Raw genomic sequence first — 19,697 nt, 5'->3', positions numbered from 1 at the left:
CACCGGATTCCTCCCATGGCCAGCCGCACGCCTTCTCCCGTCCTGTCCAGGCGCAGGCTTTTCGCCATGGCCCTGGCGGCCGGCCTGGCCGTCGCCAACATCTACTACAACCAGCCCATGCTTGGCCTCATGAGCCATGGCCTGGGCGATGCGCGCGTCAGTGGCTGGATTCCCACGCTCACGCAATTGGGCTACGCCGCGGGCCTGCTGTTCCTGCTGCCCCTGGGCGACATGCTCGAACGTCGCCGGCTGATCGTGGTGCAGTTCCTCGTGCTGGCCGCGTCCCTCGTGCTGGCGGCCATGGCCCCGGGGTTGGCTGCCTTGGCGGTGGCGTCGGTGCTGGTCGGCGCCACCGCCACCGTCGCGCAGCAGATCGTGCCGTTCGCGGCCGTTCTCGCCCCGCCGGAGAAACGCGGCTCGGCCATCGGCAGCGTGATGAGCGGCCTGCTGACCGGCATCCTGCTCAGCCGCACGCTCGCCGGCCTGATCTCCACGGCCGCGGGATGGCGCTCGATGTTCTGGCTCGCGGTTCCCATTGCGGTCATGGGCGCCATCCTCATGGGCCGCTCCCTGCCCGAGCACCGCCCCCGCCATCCGCTGCGCTATCGCGAGCTGATGGCTTCGCTCGTCAAACTCTGGACCGGCGAACCGGTGCTCCGGCGCGCGGCCATGACCCAGGCCCTGCTGTTCGGCTCGTTCTCCACGTTCTGGACCATTCTCGCGCTTCGTCTCGCCCAGCCGCCGCTGAACCTGGGCGCGGCGGTGGCGGGCCTGTTCGGCGTGGTGGGCGCCGTCGGCGTGGCCATGGCGCCGGTCGCCGGGCGCGTCGCCGACCGCAGGGGGCCCGCGCCGATCATCGCGCTGGGCGCGGCCGCGACGATCCTGGCCTGGGCGATCTTCGCCGCTCTGCCCGGCCTATGGGGACTGATCGCCGGCGTGATCGTGCTGGACTTCGGCGTGCAGGCCGCCCTGGTCTCCCACCAGCACCTGATCTACGGACTCCACCCCGAATACAAGAGCCGCCTCAACACGCTGTTCATGACAACGATGTTCGTCGGCGGCGCCATCGGCTCGTTCGCCGCCTCCTGGGCCTGGCGGCAATACGGCTGGCCGGGCGTGTCGGTGCTCGGCGGCATGCTTCCGATAGGAGCGCTGGCCATGAGCCTGATGCATTGGCGTCCGGCGCGCGCCGTTCGTACAAGCGAATGACGGATGGCCACGGGGGGCTAGGCCGCCGTCACCCAGTGCTCCTGCAGGCGTTCCCGCAACCGGTCCAGGGCTCGCTTGTGCAGTTGCGAAACCCGACCCTTGGTGACACCCAGCTGCTCCGCAATGTGTACGAAGGGCACATGGTGGTAGTAATGGAGCGTCAGCACCAGGCGCTCCCTGTCGGGAAGGGCTTCGACGCTCCGTGACAGATCCGCCTCGGCTTGCGCACGCTCGGCCGTCGAATAGACGTCCGATTGGGCCGACGGGTCCGGCAAGGATTGGACATCCAGGAGAAACCCGAGGCCAAGTCCGATAGTGGTGGCCACGAACGCCTCGACAGGATCACCGTCCCTCTCCTCCTGCAGCGACTCGATGCGCTCCCGGGCCACCTGCGCTTCATTCCTGACCGCCCCCTGGGCCAGGTTTTCGCGCAACTGCCGCAAGCCATTGAAAACCGCGCCCCTCACGCGATGCCTTGCATAGGGTTCAAAGTCGATGCCCCGGGTCGGGTCAAAGCGATCGATGGCTTCGATCAAACCGATGAGCGCATTCTGTGCACAGTCCTCCCAGGCATCTCCGAGGGCGTAGATGCGGCGGTACACCCCGCGAGCCACCTGGCGAGCCCAGGCGGAATATCGTGCGATCAATTTCTCCCTGGCAGCGGCGTCGCGCTGGTTTCGCCACAAGTCCCACAGGGCGGACTCCTCCATCTCCAACGCTGTCTCGCCCGCCGTCAGTGGTAACTGCCGATCAGCGCCTGGGCGAGCAGCGTCCAGCCATTGACCAGAAGAAACAGGAGAATCTTGAGCGGCAGGCTGATGGTCGTGGGAGGCAGCATGATCATGCCCAGGGCCATCAGGATCGCCGCCACGACCAGGTCGATCAGCAGGAACGGCAAGAAAACCACGAAGCCGATCTGGAATGCCGTACGCAGTTCGCTGAGCATGAAAGCAGGGATGAGCTGCAGTGCGCCGATATCGTCCACCGTCCTTGGGGCGGGCAACTTGGCCATGCGCACCACGGCCAGCAGATCCTGCTCCCTGGTCTGGCGCACCATGAACTGCTTGAATGGCTCGAACCCCTTACCCACCGCCGTTTCCGCGGAAATCTCATGGCGGCTGTAAGGCGCGATGGCTGACTGCCTGACCGCCTCGAACACCGGATTCATCGAGAAAAGGGTCAGGAACAGGGCCAGGGTGAGAAGCACGCTGTTGGGCGGCGTCTGCTGGAGTCCCAGCGCGCTGCGCAGCAGCGAAAGCACCACGATGATGCGCGTGAAGCTGGTCAGCGCAATCACCAGCAATGGAAGAAATGCCAGCGCCGACAGGAGCAGGAAGGAACGGAGGATGGACGAATAATCGTCATTGGCAAGGCCACCAAGCAGGTTGGCGACGGGCTCGCTATTCGCCCTGGCACAAACCACCATGCAGGCCAGCCCACTGGCAACCGCACCCAAGGAGCGCCATGTCATGGCAGATCTCCCCGTGAATCGCCATGACACCCCAGGAGCCGGATCTGCGACGTCACACCACGCGCCGATTCCACCACCAGGAACTCGCGATCGCCACTGGCCAGGACGTAAACGGAGGTGGAGGCACTGATGCGTTTGGCGGCGCGCAAGACCAGGGGCTCCGGATCGTCCTTCCGCCCGAGGCCGGCAGGCATCATTCCCTTGAGCCACCCACGGCGTTTGGCCACATACAGCGCCACCAACACAGCCACGAGCACCAATGAGACACCCAGCATGGCGAACAGGAGCCGGTCCGCCGCTACCGCTGAGTCCGTTCGGAAAGGGATGCCCACGGTTGCGGGAGAGGCCACGCCCAGGGCGGCCTGCCCGATGGCATCCGTCCAGGACATCAGAGAATCTCCGATATCTTGATGCCGAAATGGTCGCCGACGGCTACCAGGTGACCCAATGCGATCGTCTTGCCGTCCAGCCGGACCTTTACTGGCTCATCCAGTTCCGCATCCAGGGCCAGCACCTCTCCCTTGGCCAAGGAAAACAGCTGATCGATCGACACTCCCACCTGGCCGACGACCACGTCAAGCTTGACGTTGACATGGCCAAGCAGGGACAGGTTGCGCTTGACCAGTGGGCTGCCGTCCCTCGCCTCCCGTGCCACGGGGGAAAGTTCCAGATCCTCGACGATGTCATTCATAGAAAACTTCCGTCTTTCAAAAAGATTCAATCAGAGTGACCGCACGCCGCGGGCCATCCCTTCCGAGCGTTGCGTAGGCCACGGTGTCACCACCCACGAGTCGAAGCGCCAGGGGTTCACCCAGCGCCGAGTCACCAACCAGTACCTCCCCCACCTTCAAGTCGTCGAGACCCGATAAGGGCGTCGTTCCCAGCGACAGGCAGGCCTCCAATGGGATGCCGCGGCTACCGACGGCCTTTGCCCTGGGAACCAGCGAAGTGCCGGCATGCGTCTTGACCGGCGCCAGCCCATCGACCAAGGCGCGGTCCATGGCCAGATGGAAACCGTGGTCACCCAGGAAAACGGCAGCCATGTAGCTGCCGAACTCAAGCTTGCGCCCCTCTCCCGCGTCATCGCCGGTATCCATCGCCCGCACGGCCACGCCAGAATGGCGCGCCAGCCTATCGGCAAAATCCGCCAGCGCACTTTCGCCGACCTTTGCCGCCAGCACGCTATTCCCGCCTCCGCGATGTCCGGCCAGGTACGCACCAAGGACCCCGGCCTCCACGTTGGCGGATAGCCAGAGCAGGCCATCGCCGAGGCGATGCGCCGTGTCTGCTCCCTTCCCCTTGGGTCCAGGCCACTCATCCAATGGACGAACATCGATGGCCGACACGGAATGGGCCATCCACCAGTCGCGGGACCACTCGCATGCTTCGCGCATCAACAGGGAATACAACGTCGCCCGGCGTGATTCGCCAATCCAGCCAAATCGTATAGCCCCTGGCATCATCCGCCCCGCGTGGAATCGTAGAGCTGTTGCAGCATGTCGCTCGATACGGTCATGACCCTTGAGCTTGCCTGGTAGCCACGCTGGATGACGATCATTTCCGCCAGTTGCTGCGTCAGGTCGACGTTGGACATTTCCAGGCTGCTCCCATCGATTTTCCCGAAGATGGACGAACTGGGCCTGCCGATCTGCGCCACCTGCGTTTGCGGTTGCAGATACAGGTTGCCCTGAATCATCTGGAGGCTGGACTCGTCCTGGAAGGATGCCAGCGCGAGCTGCGGGCCCGCCTTCGTTTCACCATCGCCATAGGTCAACTGCAACGTCCCCGTGGTGTCGAACGACTGCGAAGAAAGACCGACGACGCCGTGGCCATCCTCCACCTGCGCCGCCAGCGTCGATGAGCTGCCCTGGAAGCTGGTCGCACCCGACAACCCGCCGGCCGTGCCGAAATCGAAGGCAAGCGTCTGCGGAGAAGGCCCCCAATCGCCGGTGGCGGTCAACGTCGTATAGCCGGGTTGCAAGGTGCCATCGGTGCTGAAGCGGATCTCGCCGCTGCCCAGTGCCGTTCCTCCCGCATCCGTGATGCTGACCAGCCAGCTGCCGGGAGTCACCGAGGTATTGCTGGTGAGCGAGACCGTCAACGCATGCGCATTGCCCTGCGCGTCATAGACCGTCACGTTGCTCACGTCGTCGGACGGGCTGGTCGGATCGATATTGCCGCTCAGGGAAATCGAGGTGGTGGCTGCGGCCGGCAGCTTTTCCAGCGAGGAGATGTCGATGGGACCGTAGCTTCCGTCCGTCCCGTAGCCGAGCACCAGGTACTGGTTGACGGAATCGACCAGCTGGCCTTTTTCATTGAACTGGAATTGTCCCGACCGGGTGTAATAGGTCGTCCCCTGGGGATCTTGCAGCACAAAGAAACCTTGTCCGTCGATGGCGACATCCGTACCGGTGCTGGTCTGCTCAATTTGCCCCTCGCTGAGGTCGTAGCCCGTACCGGCCACTTTCGACCCATTGGAGTCGAGCACGTTTTCCATGAACGAGTCGCTTCCCCGGAAACCGGGGGTGTTCATGTTGCTCACGTTGTTGCTGATGGTATTGAGCGTCTGCGAAAAGCTGAAAAGCCCCGAAACACTGTTGTATAGCGCCTGCATGATGCTCGACATGGCTTCACCTCAAGGGGTCACGAGCTGTATCTGGGACAGACCGACATTGGTGACAACATTGCTGGTACCGGTGGAAATGGTCATCTGCACGCCATTACTGGTGTACTGGATGCCGGTGACCTTGCCCGTGGTGGTCGAGCCGTCCGCATTGGCGATCTGCACGGTATGGGACAACAGGCCTAGCGACTGGTCGGAGGAATCCAGCGTAAGAAGGTTGTTGATGCCGCTCACTTCCTCGCTTTGCTGCTCGATACTGACGAACTGCGCCAGCTGGGTAAGGAATTGGCTGTTGTCCAGCGGCTGCATGGGGTCCTGGAACTGCAGCTCGCTCACGAACAGCTGGATGAAATCCTGCTCGTTGATGCCGGAGTTCGAAAGCGTGGATGGATCGGTCGTGTTCAACGCGCTGCCAATGGCTTCGACGGACATGTCACTCCCCTTGTTCGTTGCCGGTTGATGGCCAGATCTCATGGCCGTTCCATAGGATGCTGTGCAGGGACATGCCCTGCGCCTGCCCGTGCCGGACCAGTTCCTGCGCCAGCCGGTGCGCCTGGTCCGGCGATAGCGTGTAGTCGCGTAGCCAGATGACCTGCTTGCCATCGAGTCGATGGATCACGCGCAGGGAGCGCTCCTGCCATGCGACCGCATCCCCCGCGGCACCGGGCATGCCTGGCGGAGCGGGCGCCACATCATCCGGCGCCCAGGAGGCATGCATCTCCCCGGGCGAGTCGACTGGCATGGCGCCTCCCGCCATATCCTCGCTGCCGAGCGCCTCGGTGCGCGGCGTTTCCACAACCACATCGAAACCGGTGGAAACGTCCCGTGAACCGGCAAGGACCTCACTCCGTTGAGGAGGCGCAAGCGCCTCATGGAGCTGGCTGGACAAGGCAAGCTCCGACAGATAGCCGGAGGCCTGCGCATGCAAGCCGAAGATCCGTGCCGACAGTACGCGTTCCAGCGACGCGACGAGCGGCGTCGGCAATGGCCCTGCCGTGGCCTCGCCATGCGCTTCGCCATCGGCCGCCGCCACCACAGCGATGTCCCCTGCCTTGATATCCGTCCGATCACCGGCCTGTTCGTCCTGCCTCCCGGAACCTTGCGGGCGGACTGCATCCTTTGCCGATTCGGCCCCCTTTGGCGTCGCTTTCTCCAGTGCGTGGGAAAAGTCGCCCGACCTGGCTCGGGCTCCGCTCTCCGGCCGGCCGCTCATGGAGGTAACGGACAGCAGATCGATCATGCGTTCTCCTTCGCGCTCATCCACAGCTCGAGCCGTTGCTCGGATTGCCGGGACTCGCTTATCACCGCCGCTGCCTGGCGCCTGTCGTCCAATGCCTTCCCGACGCCATCGGCAAACCTTCCGGCGGCCAGGGCTCGCTCAGCCTTTTCCTGGCGCCGGGCGGATACCACGGCCAACGCCTCATCGGCTATCGCCAGTTGCTCATGCAGCGAACCACTCAACGCGGTATACGTCGCGTACTGGCCCATCGCGAGCTGTCCCTGGAGACAGCGGGATCGCGCATCGAATGCCATCCTGCACCATGCCGATGCCTGCTCAACCTTTTCCGACGCCACGCGCTCCTCCCGTATCGCACTGGCCAGATCCAACGAAGCCCGTGCCTCCCTTACCCGGGCAATTCGCAACAGGACCTCATAGGACCGCGTCGAGGAATTGCTCACGGCGATTGCCCTTCCGCCAGCTCACGGAGCGTCCTGAGGCTTTCCCTTCTTTCCGTGCGCTCGCCGGGAGATTGGCGAACGAAGTCGAAAATCAGCGGCTGGCAGCGCAAGGCCTCGTCCAGGGCGGGATTGGCGCCCGCCTGGTAGGCCCCCATGTCCACCAGGTCGCGCGAGGCCTCATGGACGGCGACCATCGAGCGCACACGTCGCATGACGTCCAGTTCCTCGTCCTGGCAGATCCTGGATTGGAGCCGGCTGATGCTTGAGAGCAGGTCGATCGCCGGCAATTGCCCCCGCGCCGCCAGCTCACGGGACAGCACGATGTGTCCGTCCAGCACGGCCCGCATATGGTCCGCCACCGGCTCGTTCATGTCGTCGCCCTCGACCAGCACGCTATAGACGGCCGTGATCGTTCCGGAGTTCTTGAGGCTTCCTCCGCGTTCCAGGATTTGCGGCAGGAGATTGAATACCGAAGGCGGATAACCCCGCGACGTCGGAGGTTCGCCCGTGGCGAGCCCCACTTCCCGCTGGGCCATCGCGAAACGGGTGATGGAATCGACGACCAGCAGCACGTCCTGCCCGAGATCCCTGAAATACTCGGCTACCGCGTGAGCCGCATGCACGGCATGCGTCCGCATCAGCGCGGGCTGGTCGGCCGTGGCGACGATCAGGACCGAGCGCTCCCGGCCCTCGCGGCTGAGCGCATCCTGGAGAAAATCCGCCACTTCGCGCCCACGCTCTCCGATGAGGCCCACCACGATCACGTCGGCACGCACGTGCCCGGCGAGCATGCCAAGCAACGTGCTTTTACCCACTCCGCTACCCGCGAAGATTCCCACGCGTTGTCCCTTCGCCAGGGGAATCATGCCGTCGATGGCTCTTACACCCGTTTCCAGGCAGTCGCTCAGTGGCGCGCGCGCCAGGGGATTGATGGCATCGCTGTAGATATCGCGCTCGGCCGTGGCCTGGAACCCGGGCCTGCCATCCAGGGGATTGCCAAAGGCATCCAACACCCTGCCCACCATGTCGCGCCCAACCGGGATGCGAAGCCTGCGCCCCAGGGCTTCCACCGTGGCTCCGACCGGCATACCTCTCAGATGCCCGAACGGCATGAGCAGGACATGCCCGTCCCGGAAGCCGATGACCTCGGCCAGGACCGGGGCAGCCGCCGGTTCGCCGCGGACCTCGCAAAGCTCGCCCAGCACGGCGTCCGGCCCCTCCGCCTCGATGACCAGCCCATTGAACGCCGTCAGGCGGCCGCGCCGATGAACCATGGCGGCCCTGCCCAGCAGGTCCTTGAATCTCGCGACCGCCATGCCGGTCATGGGGCCTCGCCTCCCAACGCCTGGATCATGCAGCGATGGATGAGCGACAACCGCTCGATGATCGAAGTCTCGAGGCGACCATGCCCGGTCACCAGCACGCATTCTCCCCGCCGCAGGCCGGGCCGCACGTCGATGCCGATACCGTCGACATGGTCGGGCAGCAGTGCCCTGTCAGGCTCGGCGACCTCGATCCGCAACGCGTCCGAACGAAAGGCCTGTACGAGTTGCGCGATCATCCGGCCCAGCAGCTCGCGATCTCCCTCGCGTTCACCGAAGGCATGCGCCAGGCTTTGGAGTGCGACTTCAAACGCTGCCGCCTCCAGGGCCGACATGTGCGCGGCCTCGGCCTCGGCCAGCCGCCCCACGAGACTCGCCAAGCGGTCACGCTCGTCCCGCAGCGACAACTCGGCGTCTTCGTACTTGCGCCGAAGTTCATCCTCCAGCGCATGGGCACGGGCCTCGGCCTCGCGCAAACCATCTGCCTCGCCTGCTTCGAAACCTTCCCGGTAACCATCGCCATAGGCCGCCGAATCGGTCGGTGCCTGCGCCGAGGCCGCATCGTTCCCGGCCGCGACCAGGCGGCGCGACGATACCGTAGCGATGGCCGGATCGCTCAGCCGGCGGATCATGGCTGCGACGCCTCCGGTCCATGGGCCATGCTCGCCAATGCCTCGCTCATGCACCGGGCGAGGGCGGCCGGCAGCTTGCTCGGCAACGCTTCCAGTTCATGGCGGATGCCCATGGCGCGCGGATGCGGACAAGCCGCCAGGTAGATCCCGGCATGGTCCGGAGCCGCGGCGGCGATCATCCTGGCGGCCCATGCCTCATCGAGCGCATCCAGGGCCCGTACCAGCGCGTCGGGAGCCGGCACCTCGATCAATCCCTCGCTCGCCGGCTCATCCCAGAAGGCATCGGGAGCCGGCATGGCCTTGAGCAGCGGCGCCACTTCCCTGACCAGCGGCTCCAGCCGCCGCGCGGAGGCCACCGGCAATTGGCCCAGCAGCCATCGGCGATCGACCGCGTGCAACCCCGCCAGGAATGCCGCCGCCTTGCGCATGCCCGCCGAGCTCATGGCTTGGCCTCGGCCTGGGCAATCCATTCGCGCAGCCGTTGCAGGGCCACCTCGCGCTCATGCAACGTCAGCCGCTTCGGCGCCGAACGCGCCCGCCACAATCCCCATGACGAAACCAGCAGCAGTGCGCACAAGCCAAGCGCCACGCTGATCCAAAGCCATGACGGGAACGAAGAGGCGGCGATGCGCGGCTCCTTCGCCGCATGATTGTCTTCCACGTCCGGAGCCGGGATGGCGGCGGGCGGCGGCACGGTGGCATGGGGCTTGCCGGCCGGCGCGGCCATGGGCGGCGCGATCGAGGCGATGTCCACCTTGTCTCCACGGGTGGCATCCAGCCCGAGTCCGGCCGAGACCACTTCGGCCAGCTTGGCCACCGCTCCTTGCGGCATCGCCTCCGGCACGACGATGCCTACCGATATGCGCTCGACCCTTCCGGGAGCCTGCACGATCTCTTCCTGCTCGCGTCCATGCGCATATTCCACTTCGCGCTCGCTACTCGAGCTTCCCGGCTTCTCATGATCGGGATCCGCGTCGTCGGCCGCCTTTCCGGACGACCCCGTTTTCTCCCTGACCAGCAAGCCATTGCCGTCCTTGCCCTGGGAGATCAGTTGCTCGCGAACCTGCTTGACGTGGTCATAGTTGAGGCGCACGTCGACCGAGACGGTAAAATCATCATTGGACAGCACCCGGTGGAGCAGCTCGGCCACTTTCCGCCGCAACTGCAGCTCCAGGCGTGACTGTTCATCGAGGCGATCGCCCATGGCAAGGTGGCCGCCGTCCACACCGTGGGCCGACAGTACGGTGCCATTGCCATCCAGCACCACGACCGCGTCCGGCGCCAGTCCTTCGACCGCCGAGGCCAGCAGCCGCTGGATGCCGACGACCTGGCGGGCATCCAGGTGTTTTCCCGCCTTGATGGCGATCGCCACGGACGCCTTGGAGGCATCTTCGTCATGCGAGAAAAGATCCTGCCGGCGTATCGTCAAGTGGACCCGCGAAGAGGACACCTCGTCCATGGAATCGATCGTCCGCTCGAGTTCGCCCTGCAGGGCGCGCTGGAAATTCACCCGCTGGGCGAACTCCGTGACGCCATAGTCGGAGTCCTTGAACAGCTCGAAGCCGACGCTGCCGCCCTTGGGAACGCCCTGTGACACCAGCTTCATGCGGGTGTCGTACACCTGGGTCTCCGGCACCAGGATGGCGTGCCCCTCGTCCGCCAGGCGGTAGGGAACCTGCATTTGCCCCAGGGCCGACGTGATCTCGGCCGCATCGGCGTCCTTGAGGTCCCGGAACAACACCCCATAGTCGGGATGGGCCGCCCACCAGGCGATGGAGGCGCCCGCGCCAACGATCAGGAAAGCGCCCAGCGCAAAGCCCATGCGGGCACGCCGGGAAAGATTGGAAAGAAACTGCTGCATGCCTGCTCCGGGTACTCGACCGCTATCGACGCATCGTCACAACTGCATGTTGGTAAGGTTCTGGTACGCATCCACGACCCGGTTGCGCACTTCAACGGCAAGCTGCAGCTTCAGATGCGCCTGCTCGAAAGCGATCATCACGTCATGCACCGGTACCTTCTCGCCCGCCGCCATCTGACGTGCCAGGGCGTCGGCATGCGACAAGTCGGCATTGAGGCCATTGAGGCCGTCGCCAAGAGCCTGCATGAAGCCCGCGCCTTGCGTGGAGCCCACCGGCGACGCCTCCCTGGCGGCATCGATCCCGATCCCGTTGACCGGCTCGATCGGCGTGATCGTCATGCGCCACCTCCAAGGTCGAGGGCATGCAAGGCCATGCCGCGCAGCGTATTGAAAGCTCGCACGTTGGCCTCGTAGGCGCGGCTGGCATCCAGCAGTGCGCTCATTTCCTGGACGAGATCGACCCTGGGATAGCTCACCATGCCGTTCCCGTCCGCCGCGGGATCGGAAGGATCGTGGACCTTGCGCTGGTCCGCCGAAACCTCGACCAGCGCGGGTTCTTGCCAGCGCCCACGCAGGCTCGGGGAATCGGAGGCCATGTGAGGGAGAAACGTCGTGGACACCCGCATCAATCGCGACGGTTGCCCGGGGTCATCGGGCGTGTTGGCCACGGCGATGTTGTGGCTGGCCGCCTCCAGTCGCAGGCGCTCATATTCCAGGCCATAGCGGCTTGCCGCAAAAATCGGGTCGACCATGATCAGTTCCTCCCCGCCAGAGCCAGCTGCATGAGCGAGAAGCGGCGCGAGAGCACCGCCGTCATCGTCTGGTAGTCCGCGCTGGCGGCTTCCAGGTCGGCCACTTCGCCATCGAGGTGGACGGCCGGATCAGCCTCGTCGAAGGTCGTCGTAGTCGCGGCAAGCTCGCGGTCGCCCTGGACACGCAAGCGCACGTCGCTCATCTCCGGATGCGCCGCCGCATCCCGCAGCAGGCCGATGGCCTGGCTGAAATCGGCCTGCTGGGCGCGATAGCCTGGCGTATCCACGTTGGCGATATTGACGCTGGCCACCTCCGCGCGTGTGCGGGCCAGCCCCATGCCGAGTCGCAAAGCTTCGGTCGTAAGGTCCATTGTCTGCCTCACTGGATGACGAGGTCGCCGTGCAACGCGCCGGCGGCCTTGATGGATTGAAGAATGGTGATGAGGTCACGCGTCGAGAGATGGATGGCCCGCAGCGCGCTGACCAGGTCGGCCACCGTCGCCCCGTTGGGCATGTTGACCATGCGCGCCTCCGGATCCTGCACGCGAATGGTCGATTGCGGCACCACGGCCGTGCCGATGCTGCGCGACGGATTGATCAGGGCTTCGGGCTGCGATACCAGGTAGTCGGTCTGCACCGAAATCCTCAGGTCACCCTGCGAGATGGTGACGCTGCCCAGCCTGACGTCGCCGCCGGAAACCACCGTGCCCGTCCGCTCGTTCACGACCACCCGCGCAATCGCGTCCGGCGTGACCGGAACGTTCTCGATGGAAGAAATCGCGCGCACCATGTCCGGCGGGGGCGATCCGAAGACGACCTTGACCTTGCCCGCATGCTCGGCGACCGCCGAGACGCCGGCATAGCGGCGCAGCGATTCGGCCACACGTTCCGCCGTCGTGAAATCGGGCTGGTAAAGCACGACATCGAGGGATCGGCTATCGGTATTGAGACCCAGCGGCGCCTCCCGTTCCACGGAAGCCCCGTCCGGCACGCGTCCCACCGTCGGATGATTCTTCTGCTCCATGCTGCCGAACGAGCGCACGTCATAGCCACCGACCGACAACGCACCCTGTGCCAGGGCATAAAGCTTTCCATCGGGCCCGTTCAGCGGCGTAAGCAGCAGCACGCCGCCGGAAAGGCTGCGCGCATCGCCCAGCGACGACACGGACACATCCAGCTTCTGGCCCGACTCCGCGAAGGCCGGCAGCGTGGCCGTCACGAGTACCGCGGCGACGTTGCGGCTGTTCAAGTCGTCGGGACTGATATTGACGCCGAAGTGACTGAGCGTATTGGCGACGGATTGGACGGTCAGGCGGTTCTTGTTGGTATCGCCGGTACCCGCCAGGCCAATCACCAGCCCATAGCCCGTCAGCGGGTTGTCCCGCACACCCTCGATGCGGGCAATTTCCTTCAGACGTACGGTACCGGTGTCGGCCAGGGCGGGCGACATCCCGGCGCAGGCCAAGGCCGCTATGAATGCAAGGCGTCTCATATGAGGTGAAGCCACCGGGCGATGCGATAGAGAATGCTTCGGCGCTGCGCTTCGGACACGTCGCCTTGGCCCGTAAACTCGATGTTGGCGTCACTGATGCGATTGGACAGGACGACATTCGTGGTGGAGATATCTTCGGGGCGAACCAGGCCGGTGAGCGAAAAATGCTGCTTTTCCCCATTCACCACCATCGTCTGTTCGCCACGGATGCGAAGCATGTCCTTGCCTTCCAGTGCCGTGACCCGCACCGTCAACTGCGCCTGTAGCGTGCCCGCCCGGGTCGTCATGCCCTCGCCCGCATCGCTACCGGAAAGTCCAAGCCCATAGTTGTGCTGGCTCCGCTTGCCGTGGGTATTGGCGGCCAGTTGCACATCGCTGTCCGCGTCCGTATTGGCGCTGGCCGATGCCTGCGTCGCCTCGGTAACCACGACAGTCAGCGTATCGCCCACCTGGTGGGCCCGGCGATCCGCCGCCAGTCCGCGATAGGTATCCGGCTCGATCATCGAACCGCTGGCCTGCTGCGCGTGCAGCGGAAATGCGCTCAGTGCGCAAGCCAGGGCGACGGCCATTGCATGCTTATTGGACAACTTCGACCACTCCTTTTTCGGTCACCCTGGCCTGTACCGGAGCATCCGCGCCATCGACCAGCACAGGCACCATGTTTCCTGCATTGCCCATGGCATTGGCCACGCCGTGCGTGGCCAGGCGAATGGCGCCATAGCTCACTAGCACGCTCACCTTCTGCTTCCTATCCACGTCGGGAATGCGCTCGAAGTCGCTCTTCAACACAGGCGCTCCCGCCTGGGCGGGCTTGCGCAAGCGCATGCCTTCCAACTCGGCCGGCTCGGCAACGGTGGCATCCTGCAGGGCGGCGACGTCGACATCCGCCAACTGCATCGGCACGCTCGAGGCCATCGTATCGATGGGGAAATCCCCGCCATACGTCAGTACCCGGCCATGCAGGCTCAAGGCGAACCACACGGTGGTCGAGCGCGCCACATGCCCATCGACCAGCACATCCACGGGAACTCCCACCCGCGGCCGCGGCCAATGCCCGATAACGGGGCGGACGTTCAAGCTCACCGTGCCAGGGCCGACGCGCACATCCTCGGGGGCGCCGATGGCCGACAGTTCGGCCTCCCCCGCGCTGGAGGCAAGCCGGGCAAGCAACGCCTGCCGCGCCGTCTCCACGAGCCGCGACGAAGCCACCACCTGCGCCGCCGCTCCCGCAACCAGCCTTGCAGGCAACAGCAACACGGCAAGCCCGAGCAGGAGATATCGCATGCTTACTGGCGCAGGTTGTTGATCGTATCGAGGACCTGGTCCGACGCCTGCAGAACGCGCGCATTCAACTGGTAAGCGCGCTGGGCGATGACCAGCGAGGACATCTCCGACACCATGTCCACGTTGGAACTTTCCAACGATCCCTGGAGAATGATGCCGGTGCCGTTTTCATTGGCCTTTTCCACGCTCGGGTCGCCGGATGCCTGCGTCGCCACGAAATTGTTGCCGCCGACCGACTGGAGGCCGTCAGGCGAGGGAAAAACGCTCAGCTCGATGGTGCCAAGCAAGGTCTGCGATGTTGCGCCACCGACATTGGCGTAGATCTGGCCGTTCTGGTTGACCTTGACCTGCGACGCATCGGGTGGAACCTGGATGTTCTGAGCCAGACGATTGCCATCGACCGTGGCCAGGTAGCCTTCGCTGTCGATGTGCAGTTGTCCCGCCCGGGTATAGAGATGGTTGCCGTTGCCGTCGACCACCTCGAGGAAGCCGCTGCCCTGGATGCCAAGGTCCCAGGTGTTGTTGGTCTGCGTCATCTGCCCCTGCGAAAACAGCGCGGTCGTGGCGAGGACTTCCGAGCCCGCGCCCGCGCTCTCCGGTGGAAGGCCCGCCGCGACCTGGGCCGGCGAGATCGTCGCAATATCGCCGAAAGCGACGCGCTTGGCCTTGAAGCCGGGCGTCTGCATGTTGGAAATATTGTTGGACAGCGTATCGATCTGGCTCTGCTGGCTCTTCAGTCCGGAAGTGGCGATATACAGCGCATCGATCATGTCGGGTTCCTCAAGCATTGTCGCCAAGGTGGGAGATACCGTTCTGCATCGCGGTGTCGTAAGCCTGGATGGCCCGCTGCACGGACTGGGCGTGCCGCGTTACTTCCATCAACCGGACCATCTCGGTGCCCGGGTCGACGTTCGAACGCTCCAGCGCCCCCTGGTGCAGGGTTCCGTTCCAGTCGGCCGGCGCACCGTCATAGGCATAGAGGCCGCTCCCCAGTTCACGCAGGCCATTGGCATCGGCGACGCCTACGATCCGCAGGGTATCGACCTGCCTGTCGCCGTCCGTGATCGTTCCATCCGCGGCGACGCGTACCGTCTCGCTGTCCAGCGCGATGGGACCCGATGCGCCGAGAACTGGCCTGCCCATGGCATCGACCAGTTGCCTGTCCGCATCGAGATGGAATTGGCCATTGCGTGTCAGGCGCTCCTGGCCATCCGCCTCGACCACGAAGAAACCCGGCCCCTGGATGGCGAAATCGAGCGGGGCTCCGGTCTTGTCGATATTGCCGTCCAGCAGGCTGAGGAACCGGTCCGCACCGGGACCTTCGCCCCTGAAGCCGCTTTTCAGCCGCTCCGTGCGGTATCCGGCCGTGCGCATGTTGGCCACGTTCTGGCCGATGACGTCCAGCGCCTCCACGTCCCGGCTCAGATAGCTGGCAATGCTCGAAATGACGTTGCTCATGATGATCCTCAGTGCGTTGCCGAGACGATGCCGAACGCCTTCACCGCGACCGACGTCGGCACCTCGTTGATGCCGAGCACGGTGACGTGGGGAAGACTGCGCTGGATGAGCGCGCGGAGATGGCGCCTCAAGACGCTCGGGCAAAGCAGTACGGGTAGATGGTTGCGCACCATCATCGCCTCGGATTGCTTCGCCAGGCCGCCCAGGAAAGCTTCCAACTGGCTTGGATCGCTGAGCAGCAGCCCTCCACCCTCCTTCTGCCGGACCGCCGCCAGGATGTTGCGTTCCAGGTCCGTGGCCAGCGTCAGCACGTGCAATTCGCCCTGGGCGTTGCTGATGCGTTGGCAAATCACCGGACCCAGCCGCTCGCGCACGCGCTCGACCAGTTCCTCGGTCTGCTTGAACGTCTTTCCAGCGTCGACCAGCACCTCGAGGATCGCCTCGATATTCCGGATGCTGACCTGCTCCCGCAGCAATTGCTGCAGCACTTTCTGCACGTCGGTATAGGACATGACGCCGGGAACCAGTTCATCGACCAGCGATGCCTGCTGTTCCCGCACGCGGGCCACGAGCCGTTCGGTCTCCGCCCGGGTCAGCAACTCCGGCGCATGCCGCTTGACCACTTCGCCCAGATGGGTGATCAGCACCGTCTCCGGGTCGACCAGCGTATAGCCCGCCCCCCGCGCCGCCTGGCGCTTTTCCGGGGCGATCCACAATGCCGGCAATCCATACGCCGGGTCCTTGGTTTCCCTGCCTTCCAGGCGTGGCCGCTTGCCACCGGGATCGATGGCAAGCAGCGCATCGAAGTAAAGCTCTCCCTTCCCCACGCGCGAGCCCTGTACGAAGATCTCGTAGGCCCGCTCGGGTAGTGGCGCCTCCTGCACGAGCTTCACCTTAGGCAGGATGAAGCCCGCCTCCATCGCGTACTGCTTGCGATAGGTCGCAATGCGTTCTCCAAGGTCGAGGTTCCTGGCCCTGTATGTCGCGACAATGGCTGTGCCCAGGTGGATCTCGATCGGCTCGATCGCGATAAGCCTGTAGATGTCATCTTCGGTGCGGCTAGTGGCCGATACCGGCTCGTCGGCGGCGGCTTGCGCCATCTGCTCAGCCTGGCCGCCGCGAGTCGAGAAGAAGATCATGACGGCCACGCCGGCGAGCACCAGCAGTACGGGCCATGCCGGCAACCCGGGAAGCATCAGCACCACCATCAGCGTCAGCGCCACGATGAGCAGGGTGCGCGAATTGGACAACACCTGGCGCGTCACCTCGGTGCCAAGCTGTGCATCCGACGCCGCACGCGTGATGATGATGCCCGTGGCCACCGCGATCACCAGGGAAGGGATCTGGGTGACGATGCCGTCGCCGACGGTCAGCAGCGTGTACTGGTGCGCCGCCTCGGACCACGGCAGGCCGCGTTGCACCATGCCGACCGCAAGCCCGCCGATGATGTCGATCAGGATGATCATGATGCCGGCGATGGCGTCGCCTTTCACGAACTTGGTGGCGCCGTCCATCGCGCCATAGAAGCTGGCTTCCCGCTCCACCATCCCGCGGCGGCGCTTTGCCTCGTGCTGGTCGATGAGCCCCATGTTCATGTCGGCGTCGATGCTCATCTGCTTGCCAGGCATGCTGTCCAGCGTAAAGCGCGCGGCCACTTCGGCCACGCGCTGGGCGCCGCTGGTCACCACCACGTACTGCACGACGACCAGGATCAGGAACACGACCAGGCCGATCACGTAGTTGCCTCCCACCACATAGGAACCGATGGCGCTGATGACCCTGCCCGCATTGCCCTTGTCGAGGATCAGCCGTGTCGCGGAGATGTTCAGCGCGAGCCGGAAAAGCGTCGTGATGAGCAGTAGCGACGGGAACGTCGAGAAGCTCAGCGGCGTATCGGTAAAGAACGTGATCAGCAGCACCAGCAATGCCGACGTGAAGTTCAGGACTAGCAGGAAGTCCAGGAGGCCCGGTGGAATCGGCGTGAACAGGATGACGAGAATGCCGACCATGCCGAGCACGAGGGCCATGTCCCGCTTGCCGCTCCACAGCTGCCGGAATAGCGCGTTCACGAGAAGATCCTGTTGCCGGGACGCCCCATGAGCCAGCGATAGACCGGCGCAAGCTGGGCATAGAGGTGGTCGGGAACCGTGCGATCCACGCCGCATTCCCGGAACAACGCGCGCGCCAGGGCCGGCGAGCGCAGGCAGGGCACCCCGGAGATGACCGCCTTGCTGCGCATCCTCGCCGCGACCGCATCGGTGCCCTTGGCCACCACGATGGGCGAGCGCATGGTGCGCGGCCGATACTGCAACGCCACGGCCAGATGGGTGGGATTGGTGAGCACCACGTCCGCCTCCGGCACACGGCGTATCGAACGGGACTGCTTGAGCAGTTCGGCCATCAGGCGCCTGCGCTTCTGGCGGATGTCGGGGTCGCCCTCCCGCCGCTTTACCTCGTCCCTGATGTCGTTACGGCTCATGCGCAGCTTGCGCAGGTACTCGCGGCGGCTGAACAGCCAGTCCAGAAGCGCCACGAAGGCAAGCACGCCGATGACCCAGGCGGTGACGTGGACGTACACGGCCCGCAACAGGCTCCCGGCCTCCGTGGGAGCCGCGCTCACCGTCGCCAGCACCTGCCGCTGCAGCGAGCCAGCCAGCCACCAGGCCAGCGCTCCCAGCAACGTCACCTTGAACACCAGCTTGAAGAGATCCCACAGCAGCCGCATCGAAAAGATGCGCTTGAATCCCTGGGCGGGATTCAGGCGCGAGAAATCCGGCCTGAGCGGATCCGTGCTGAAGACGGGCCCGGTCTGCACCAGGTTGGCCACCACGGCGGCCACCAGCAAGGCGATGATCAGGGGCACCAACGCCTGCCATACGGGCTGGAAAGTGGCGTCGATCCAGCGCGCCAGGCTGACGGTCGGCGACGGCGCATTGCCGGCCATGAGAATCAGGCGCTGGAAGGAATGTTCCCAGGCGTGGGCTGTGGCGTACCCCGTGGCGCACAACGCCACGCTGAACACCATCATCACCAGTAGCCCGCTCAGCTCGGCGCTGCGGGGCACTTGTCCCTTTCTTCTCGCTTCCTGCAGCCGGAAGGGCGTCGGCTGTTCAGTCTTGCTCTGCTCGCTTTCGGCCACGTCAATAGTTCCCTGGCATGGACAAGGCCGAGAAGGCGCCGTGGAACAGACGGCCGATCAATGCCGGCGCGAACTTCAGCGTGCTGGCCAGCAAGGCAAAGCCCGCCAGCAGTTTCAGCGGCAATGCGACGAAATAGATATTCGCCTGTGGCATCGACCGGCTGGCATAAGCGGTGCCCAGGTCGATGGCGAACAGCCCGAGAATGACCGGCAGCACTACCATGATGCCCAGCAGGAACTGGCTGGAAAGCAGCCCCATGAATGCCGCCGGGGACAGCAACCACCTACCACTGCCAAGAGGCACCAGTTCGACCGACGATACGACGCCGCGCAGCAGCACCAAGTGCAACCCCAAGACAAAGAACGTGATCGTTCCACCCCACTGGACCAAGGTGCCGAACAACGACTCCGAGGTATGCGTCGATGGATTCAGCAGGCTGGCCGCCGCCAATCCCGACTGTATGTCGACCATGCGCGAAGCGAATCCCAGCGCCGCGGCGGGAAGCACCACCGCCAATGCGAACGTCAGCCCGACCAGGCTTTCTCCGCCCAGGGCAAGGCCGAAAAGCAGCGGTGAATCCATCATGTCCGATGGAGCCGAGGATGCGCCCGCCACGCCTGCCACGGTCATACTCAGCACAAGGAGCACCACGACCCTGACCATGCCCGGCACCCATGCCATGAAGCCGAAAGCCGGCACCATCAGCAAGGGAGCGAAACGCGCCATGGCCAACAGGAACGTGCCGATGTCGTTATCCCAAGCGCCCACAGCCG

The 19,697-nt window shown here is 64.8% G+C and carries 25 protein-coding genes; 1 reads left to right on the top strand and 24 read right to left on the bottom strand.

Annotation, left to right across the window (positions count from 1 at the left end):
• The first annotated feature begins 66 nt into the window (after positions 1-66).
• Positions 67-1,209, top strand: coding sequence for an MFS transporter (locus tag MJ605_RS07975; protein ID WP_243040908.1), 1,143 nt, complete (start codon positions 67-69; stop codon positions 1,207-1,209).
• A gap of 17 nt (positions 1,210-1,226) precedes the next feature.
• Here the strand turns inward: MJ605_RS07975 and MJ605_RS07970 are convergent, their stop codons facing one another.
• From MJ605_RS07970 to MJ605_RS07855, 24 genes are all read right to left on the bottom strand, one after another.
• Positions 1,227-1,919, bottom strand: a complete 693-nt coding sequence (locus tag MJ605_RS07970; RefSeq protein ID WP_279237487.1) for a sigma-70 family RNA polymerase sigma factor — start codon at positions 1,917-1,919, stop codon at positions 1,227-1,229.
• Positions 1,920-1,942: 23 nt separating this feature from the next.
• Positions 1,943-2,680 (bottom strand): flagellar type III secretion system pore protein FliP, encoded by a 738-nt coding sequence (gene fliP / locus MJ605_RS07965; RefSeq protein WP_243040906.1) that lies wholly within the window; start codon positions 2,678-2,680, stop codon positions 1,943-1,945.
• Complete coding sequence (locus MJ605_RS07960) at positions 2,677-3,069, bottom strand: hypothetical protein (RefSeq protein ID WP_243040905.1); 393 nt, start codon at positions 3,067-3,069, stop codon at positions 2,677-2,679. The genes fliP and MJ605_RS07960 overlap by 4 nt, the downstream gene beginning before the upstream one ends.
• Entirely contained in the window at positions 3,069-3,371 is a 303-nt protein-coding gene (locus MJ605_RS07955) for a FliM/FliN family flagellar motor switch protein (RefSeq protein WP_243040904.1), read from the bottom strand. The genes MJ605_RS07960 and MJ605_RS07955 overlap by 1 nt, the downstream gene beginning before the upstream one ends.
• A 16-nt stretch (positions 3,372-3,387) precedes the next feature.
• Positions 3,388-4,026, bottom strand: a complete 639-nt coding sequence (locus MJ605_RS07950) for a FliM/FliN family flagellar motor C-terminal domain-containing protein (RefSeq protein WP_243040903.1) — start codon at positions 4,024-4,026, stop codon at positions 3,388-3,390.
• 113 nt (positions 4,027-4,139) lie between these two features.
• Positions 4,140-5,306, bottom strand: a complete 1,167-nt coding sequence (locus tag MJ605_RS07945) for a flagellar hook protein FlgE (protein ID WP_243040902.1) — start codon at positions 5,304-5,306, stop codon at positions 4,140-4,142.
• Positions 5,307-5,315: 9 nt separating this feature from the next.
• Entirely contained in the window at positions 5,316-5,735 is a 420-nt protein-coding gene (locus MJ605_RS07940; RefSeq protein ID WP_243040901.1) for a flagellar hook capping FlgD N-terminal domain-containing protein, read from the bottom strand.
• Position 5,736: 1 nt separating this feature from the next.
• Complete coding sequence (locus MJ605_RS07935; RefSeq protein ID WP_243040900.1) at positions 5,737-6,543, bottom strand: hypothetical protein; 807 nt, start codon at positions 6,541-6,543, stop codon at positions 5,737-5,739.
• Positions 6,540-6,983, bottom strand: coding sequence for a hypothetical protein (locus MJ605_RS07930; RefSeq protein ID WP_243040899.1), 444 nt, complete (start codon positions 6,981-6,983; stop codon positions 6,540-6,542). Before MJ605_RS07930 ends, MJ605_RS07935 begins: the two co-directional genes overlap by 4 nt.
• Positions 6,980-8,308 (bottom strand): FliI/YscN family ATPase, encoded by a 1,329-nt coding sequence (locus MJ605_RS07925; protein WP_243040898.1) that lies wholly within the window; start codon positions 8,306-8,308, stop codon positions 6,980-6,982. The genes MJ605_RS07930 and MJ605_RS07925 overlap by 4 nt, the downstream gene beginning before the upstream one ends.
• Complete coding sequence (locus tag MJ605_RS07920) at positions 8,305-8,937, bottom strand: FliH/SctL family protein (RefSeq protein ID WP_243040897.1); 633 nt, start codon at positions 8,935-8,937, stop codon at positions 8,305-8,307. Before MJ605_RS07920 ends, MJ605_RS07925 begins: the two co-directional genes overlap by 4 nt.
• The gene (locus MJ605_RS07915) at positions 8,934-9,380 is read right to left on the bottom strand and encodes a hypothetical protein (protein ID WP_243040896.1); all 447 of its coding nucleotides are present in this window, start codon (positions 9,378-9,380) and stop codon (positions 8,934-8,936) included. The genes MJ605_RS07920 and MJ605_RS07915 overlap by 4 nt, the downstream gene beginning before the upstream one ends.
• A complete protein-coding gene (gene fliF / locus MJ605_RS07910) occupies positions 9,377-10,798 on the bottom strand; it encodes a flagellar basal-body MS-ring/collar protein FliF (protein WP_243040895.1) in 1,422 nt (473 codons plus the stop codon). Before fliF ends, MJ605_RS07915 begins: the two co-directional genes overlap by 4 nt.
• A 36-nt stretch (positions 10,799-10,834) precedes the next feature.
• Entirely contained in the window at positions 10,835-11,137 is a 303-nt protein-coding gene (fliE, locus tag MJ605_RS07905; RefSeq protein WP_243040894.1) for a flagellar hook-basal body complex protein FliE, read from the bottom strand.
• Positions 11,134-11,550, bottom strand: a complete 417-nt coding sequence (locus tag MJ605_RS07900; RefSeq protein WP_243040890.1) for a flagellar basal body rod protein FlgC — start codon at positions 11,548-11,550, stop codon at positions 11,134-11,136. Before MJ605_RS07900 ends, fliE begins: the two co-directional genes overlap by 4 nt.
• 2 nt (positions 11,551-11,552) lie before the next feature.
• On the bottom strand, positions 11,553-11,921 hold the full coding sequence (locus tag MJ605_RS07895; RefSeq protein ID WP_243040889.1) for a flagellar basal body rod protein FlgB: 369 nt from the start codon (positions 11,919-11,921) through the stop codon (positions 11,553-11,555).
• An 8-nt stretch (positions 11,922-11,929) separates the two neighbouring features.
• Positions 11,930-13,000 carry a flagellar basal body P-ring protein FlgI gene (locus tag MJ605_RS07890; RefSeq protein WP_243040887.1) on the bottom strand — a complete coding sequence of 357 codons (1,071 nt, stop codon included), beginning with the start codon at positions 12,998-13,000 and terminating at the stop codon, positions 11,930-11,932.
• 38 nt (positions 13,001-13,038) lie between these two features.
• The gene (locus tag MJ605_RS07885) at positions 13,039-13,629 is read right to left on the bottom strand and encodes a flagellar basal body L-ring protein FlgH (RefSeq protein WP_243040880.1); all 591 of its coding nucleotides are present in this window, start codon (positions 13,627-13,629) and stop codon (positions 13,039-13,041) included.
• Positions 13,619-14,326: a flagellar basal body P-ring formation chaperone FlgA gene (flgA, locus tag MJ605_RS07880; protein WP_243040878.1), complete on the bottom strand. Its 708-nt coding sequence runs from the start codon at positions 14,324-14,326 to the stop codon at positions 13,619-13,621. Before flgA ends, MJ605_RS07885 begins: the two co-directional genes overlap by 11 nt.
• Positions 14,327-14,328: 2 nt before the next feature.
• Complete coding sequence (locus tag MJ605_RS07875) at positions 14,329-15,096, bottom strand: flagellar hook-basal body protein (RefSeq protein ID WP_243040876.1); 768 nt, start codon at positions 15,094-15,096, stop codon at positions 14,329-14,331.
• A 10-nt stretch (positions 15,097-15,106) separates the two neighbouring features.
• A complete protein-coding gene (locus MJ605_RS07870) occupies positions 15,107-15,784 on the bottom strand; it encodes a flagellar hook-basal body protein (protein WP_243040875.1) in 678 nt (225 codons plus the stop codon).
• Positions 15,785-15,792: 8 nt separating this feature from the next.
• Complete coding sequence (locus MJ605_RS07865) at positions 15,793-17,853, bottom strand: flagellar biosynthesis protein FlhA (protein WP_243040873.1); 2,061 nt, start codon at positions 17,851-17,853, stop codon at positions 15,793-15,795.
• Positions 17,850-18,923, bottom strand: coding sequence for an EscU/YscU/HrcU family type III secretion system export apparatus switch protein (locus MJ605_RS07860; protein ID WP_243040871.1), 1,074 nt, complete (start codon positions 18,921-18,923; stop codon positions 17,850-17,852). The genes MJ605_RS07865 and MJ605_RS07860 overlap by 4 nt, the downstream gene beginning before the upstream one ends.
• 1 nt (position 18,924) lies before the next feature.
• Complete coding sequence (locus MJ605_RS07855) at positions 18,925-19,692, bottom strand: flagellar biosynthetic protein FliR (protein ID WP_243040869.1); 768 nt, start codon at positions 19,690-19,692, stop codon at positions 18,925-18,927.
• Positions 19,693-19,697 lie beyond the last annotated feature (5 nt).

The organism is Dyella sedimenti (genome assembly GCF_022760995.1).
In the GTDB taxonomy this organism is placed as follows: domain Bacteria; phylum Pseudomonadota; class Gammaproteobacteria; order Xanthomonadales; family Rhodanobacteraceae; genus Dyella; species Dyella sedimenti.
This window is presented reverse-complemented; position numbering and strand designations above follow the sequence as displayed.

Excerpts from the sequence above, each read along its gene's own strand:
- MJ605_RS07875 (WP_243040876.1), bottom strand. The coding sequence starts at position 15,096 with ATGATCGATGCGCTGTATATCGCCACTTCCGGACTGAAGAGCCAGCAG.
- MJ605_RS07945 (WP_243040902.1), bottom strand. The coding sequence starts at position 5,306 with ATGTCGAGCATCATGCAGGCGCTATACAACAGTGTTTCGGGGCTTTTC.
- MJ605_RS07920 (WP_243040897.1), bottom strand. The coding sequence starts at position 8,937 with ATGATCCGCCGGCTGAGCGATCCGGCCATCGCTACGGTATCGTCGCGC.
- MJ605_RS07960 (WP_243040905.1), bottom strand. The coding sequence starts at position 3,069 with ATGTCCTGGACGGATGCCATCGGGCAGGCCGCCCTGGGCGTGGCCTCT.
- MJ605_RS07935 (WP_243040900.1), bottom strand. The coding sequence starts at position 6,543 with ATGATCGATCTGCTGTCCGTTACCTCCATGAGCGGCCGGCCGGAGAGC.
- MJ605_RS07970 (WP_279237487.1), bottom strand. The coding sequence starts at position 1,919 with ATGGAGGAGTCCGCCCTGTGGGACTTGTGGCGAAACCAGCGCGACGCC.
- fliF (WP_243040895.1), bottom strand. The coding sequence starts at position 10,798 with ATGCAGCAGTTTCTTTCCAATCTTTCCCGGCGTGCCCGCATGGGCTTT.
- MJ605_RS07940 (WP_243040901.1), bottom strand. The coding sequence starts at position 5,735 with ATGTCCGTCGAAGCCATTGGCAGCGCGTTGAACACGACCGATCCATCC.
- MJ605_RS07925 (WP_243040898.1), bottom strand. The coding sequence starts at position 8,308 with ATGACCGGCATGGCGGTCGCGAGATTCAAGGACCTGCTGGGCAGGGCC.
- fliE (WP_243040894.1), bottom strand. The coding sequence starts at position 11,137 with ATGACGATCACGCCGATCGAGCCGGTCAACGGGATCGGGATCGATGCC.
- MJ605_RS07890 (WP_243040887.1), bottom strand. The coding sequence starts at position 13,000 with ATGTCGCCCGCCCTGGCCGACACCGGTACCGTACGTCTGAAGGAAATT.
- MJ605_RS07895 (WP_243040889.1), bottom strand. The coding sequence starts at position 11,921 with ATGGACCTTACGACCGAAGCTTTGCGACTCGGCATGGGGCTGGCCCGC.
- fliP (WP_243040906.1), bottom strand. The coding sequence starts at position 2,680 with ATGACATGGCGCTCCTTGGGTGCGGTTGCCAGTGGGCTGGCCTGCATG.
- MJ605_RS07955 (WP_243040904.1), bottom strand. The coding sequence starts at position 3,371 with ATGAATGACATCGTCGAGGATCTGGAACTTTCCCCCGTGGCACGGGAG.
- MJ605_RS07975 (WP_243040908.1), top strand. The coding sequence starts at position 67 with ATGGCCCTGGCGGCCGGCCTGGCCGTCGCCAACATCTACTACAACCAG.
- MJ605_RS07915 (WP_243040896.1), bottom strand. The coding sequence starts at position 9,380 with ATGAGCTCGGCGGGCATGCGCAAGGCGGCGGCATTCCTGGCGGGGTTG.
- MJ605_RS07900 (WP_243040890.1), bottom strand. The coding sequence starts at position 11,550 with ATGGTCGACCCGATTTTTGCGGCAAGCCGCTATGGCCTGGAATATGAG.
- MJ605_RS07870 (WP_243040875.1), bottom strand. The coding sequence starts at position 15,784 with ATGAGCAACGTCATTTCGAGCATTGCCAGCTATCTGAGCCGGGACGTG.
- flgA (WP_243040878.1), bottom strand. The coding sequence starts at position 14,326 with ATGCGATATCTCCTGCTCGGGCTTGCCGTGTTGCTGTTGCCTGCAAGG.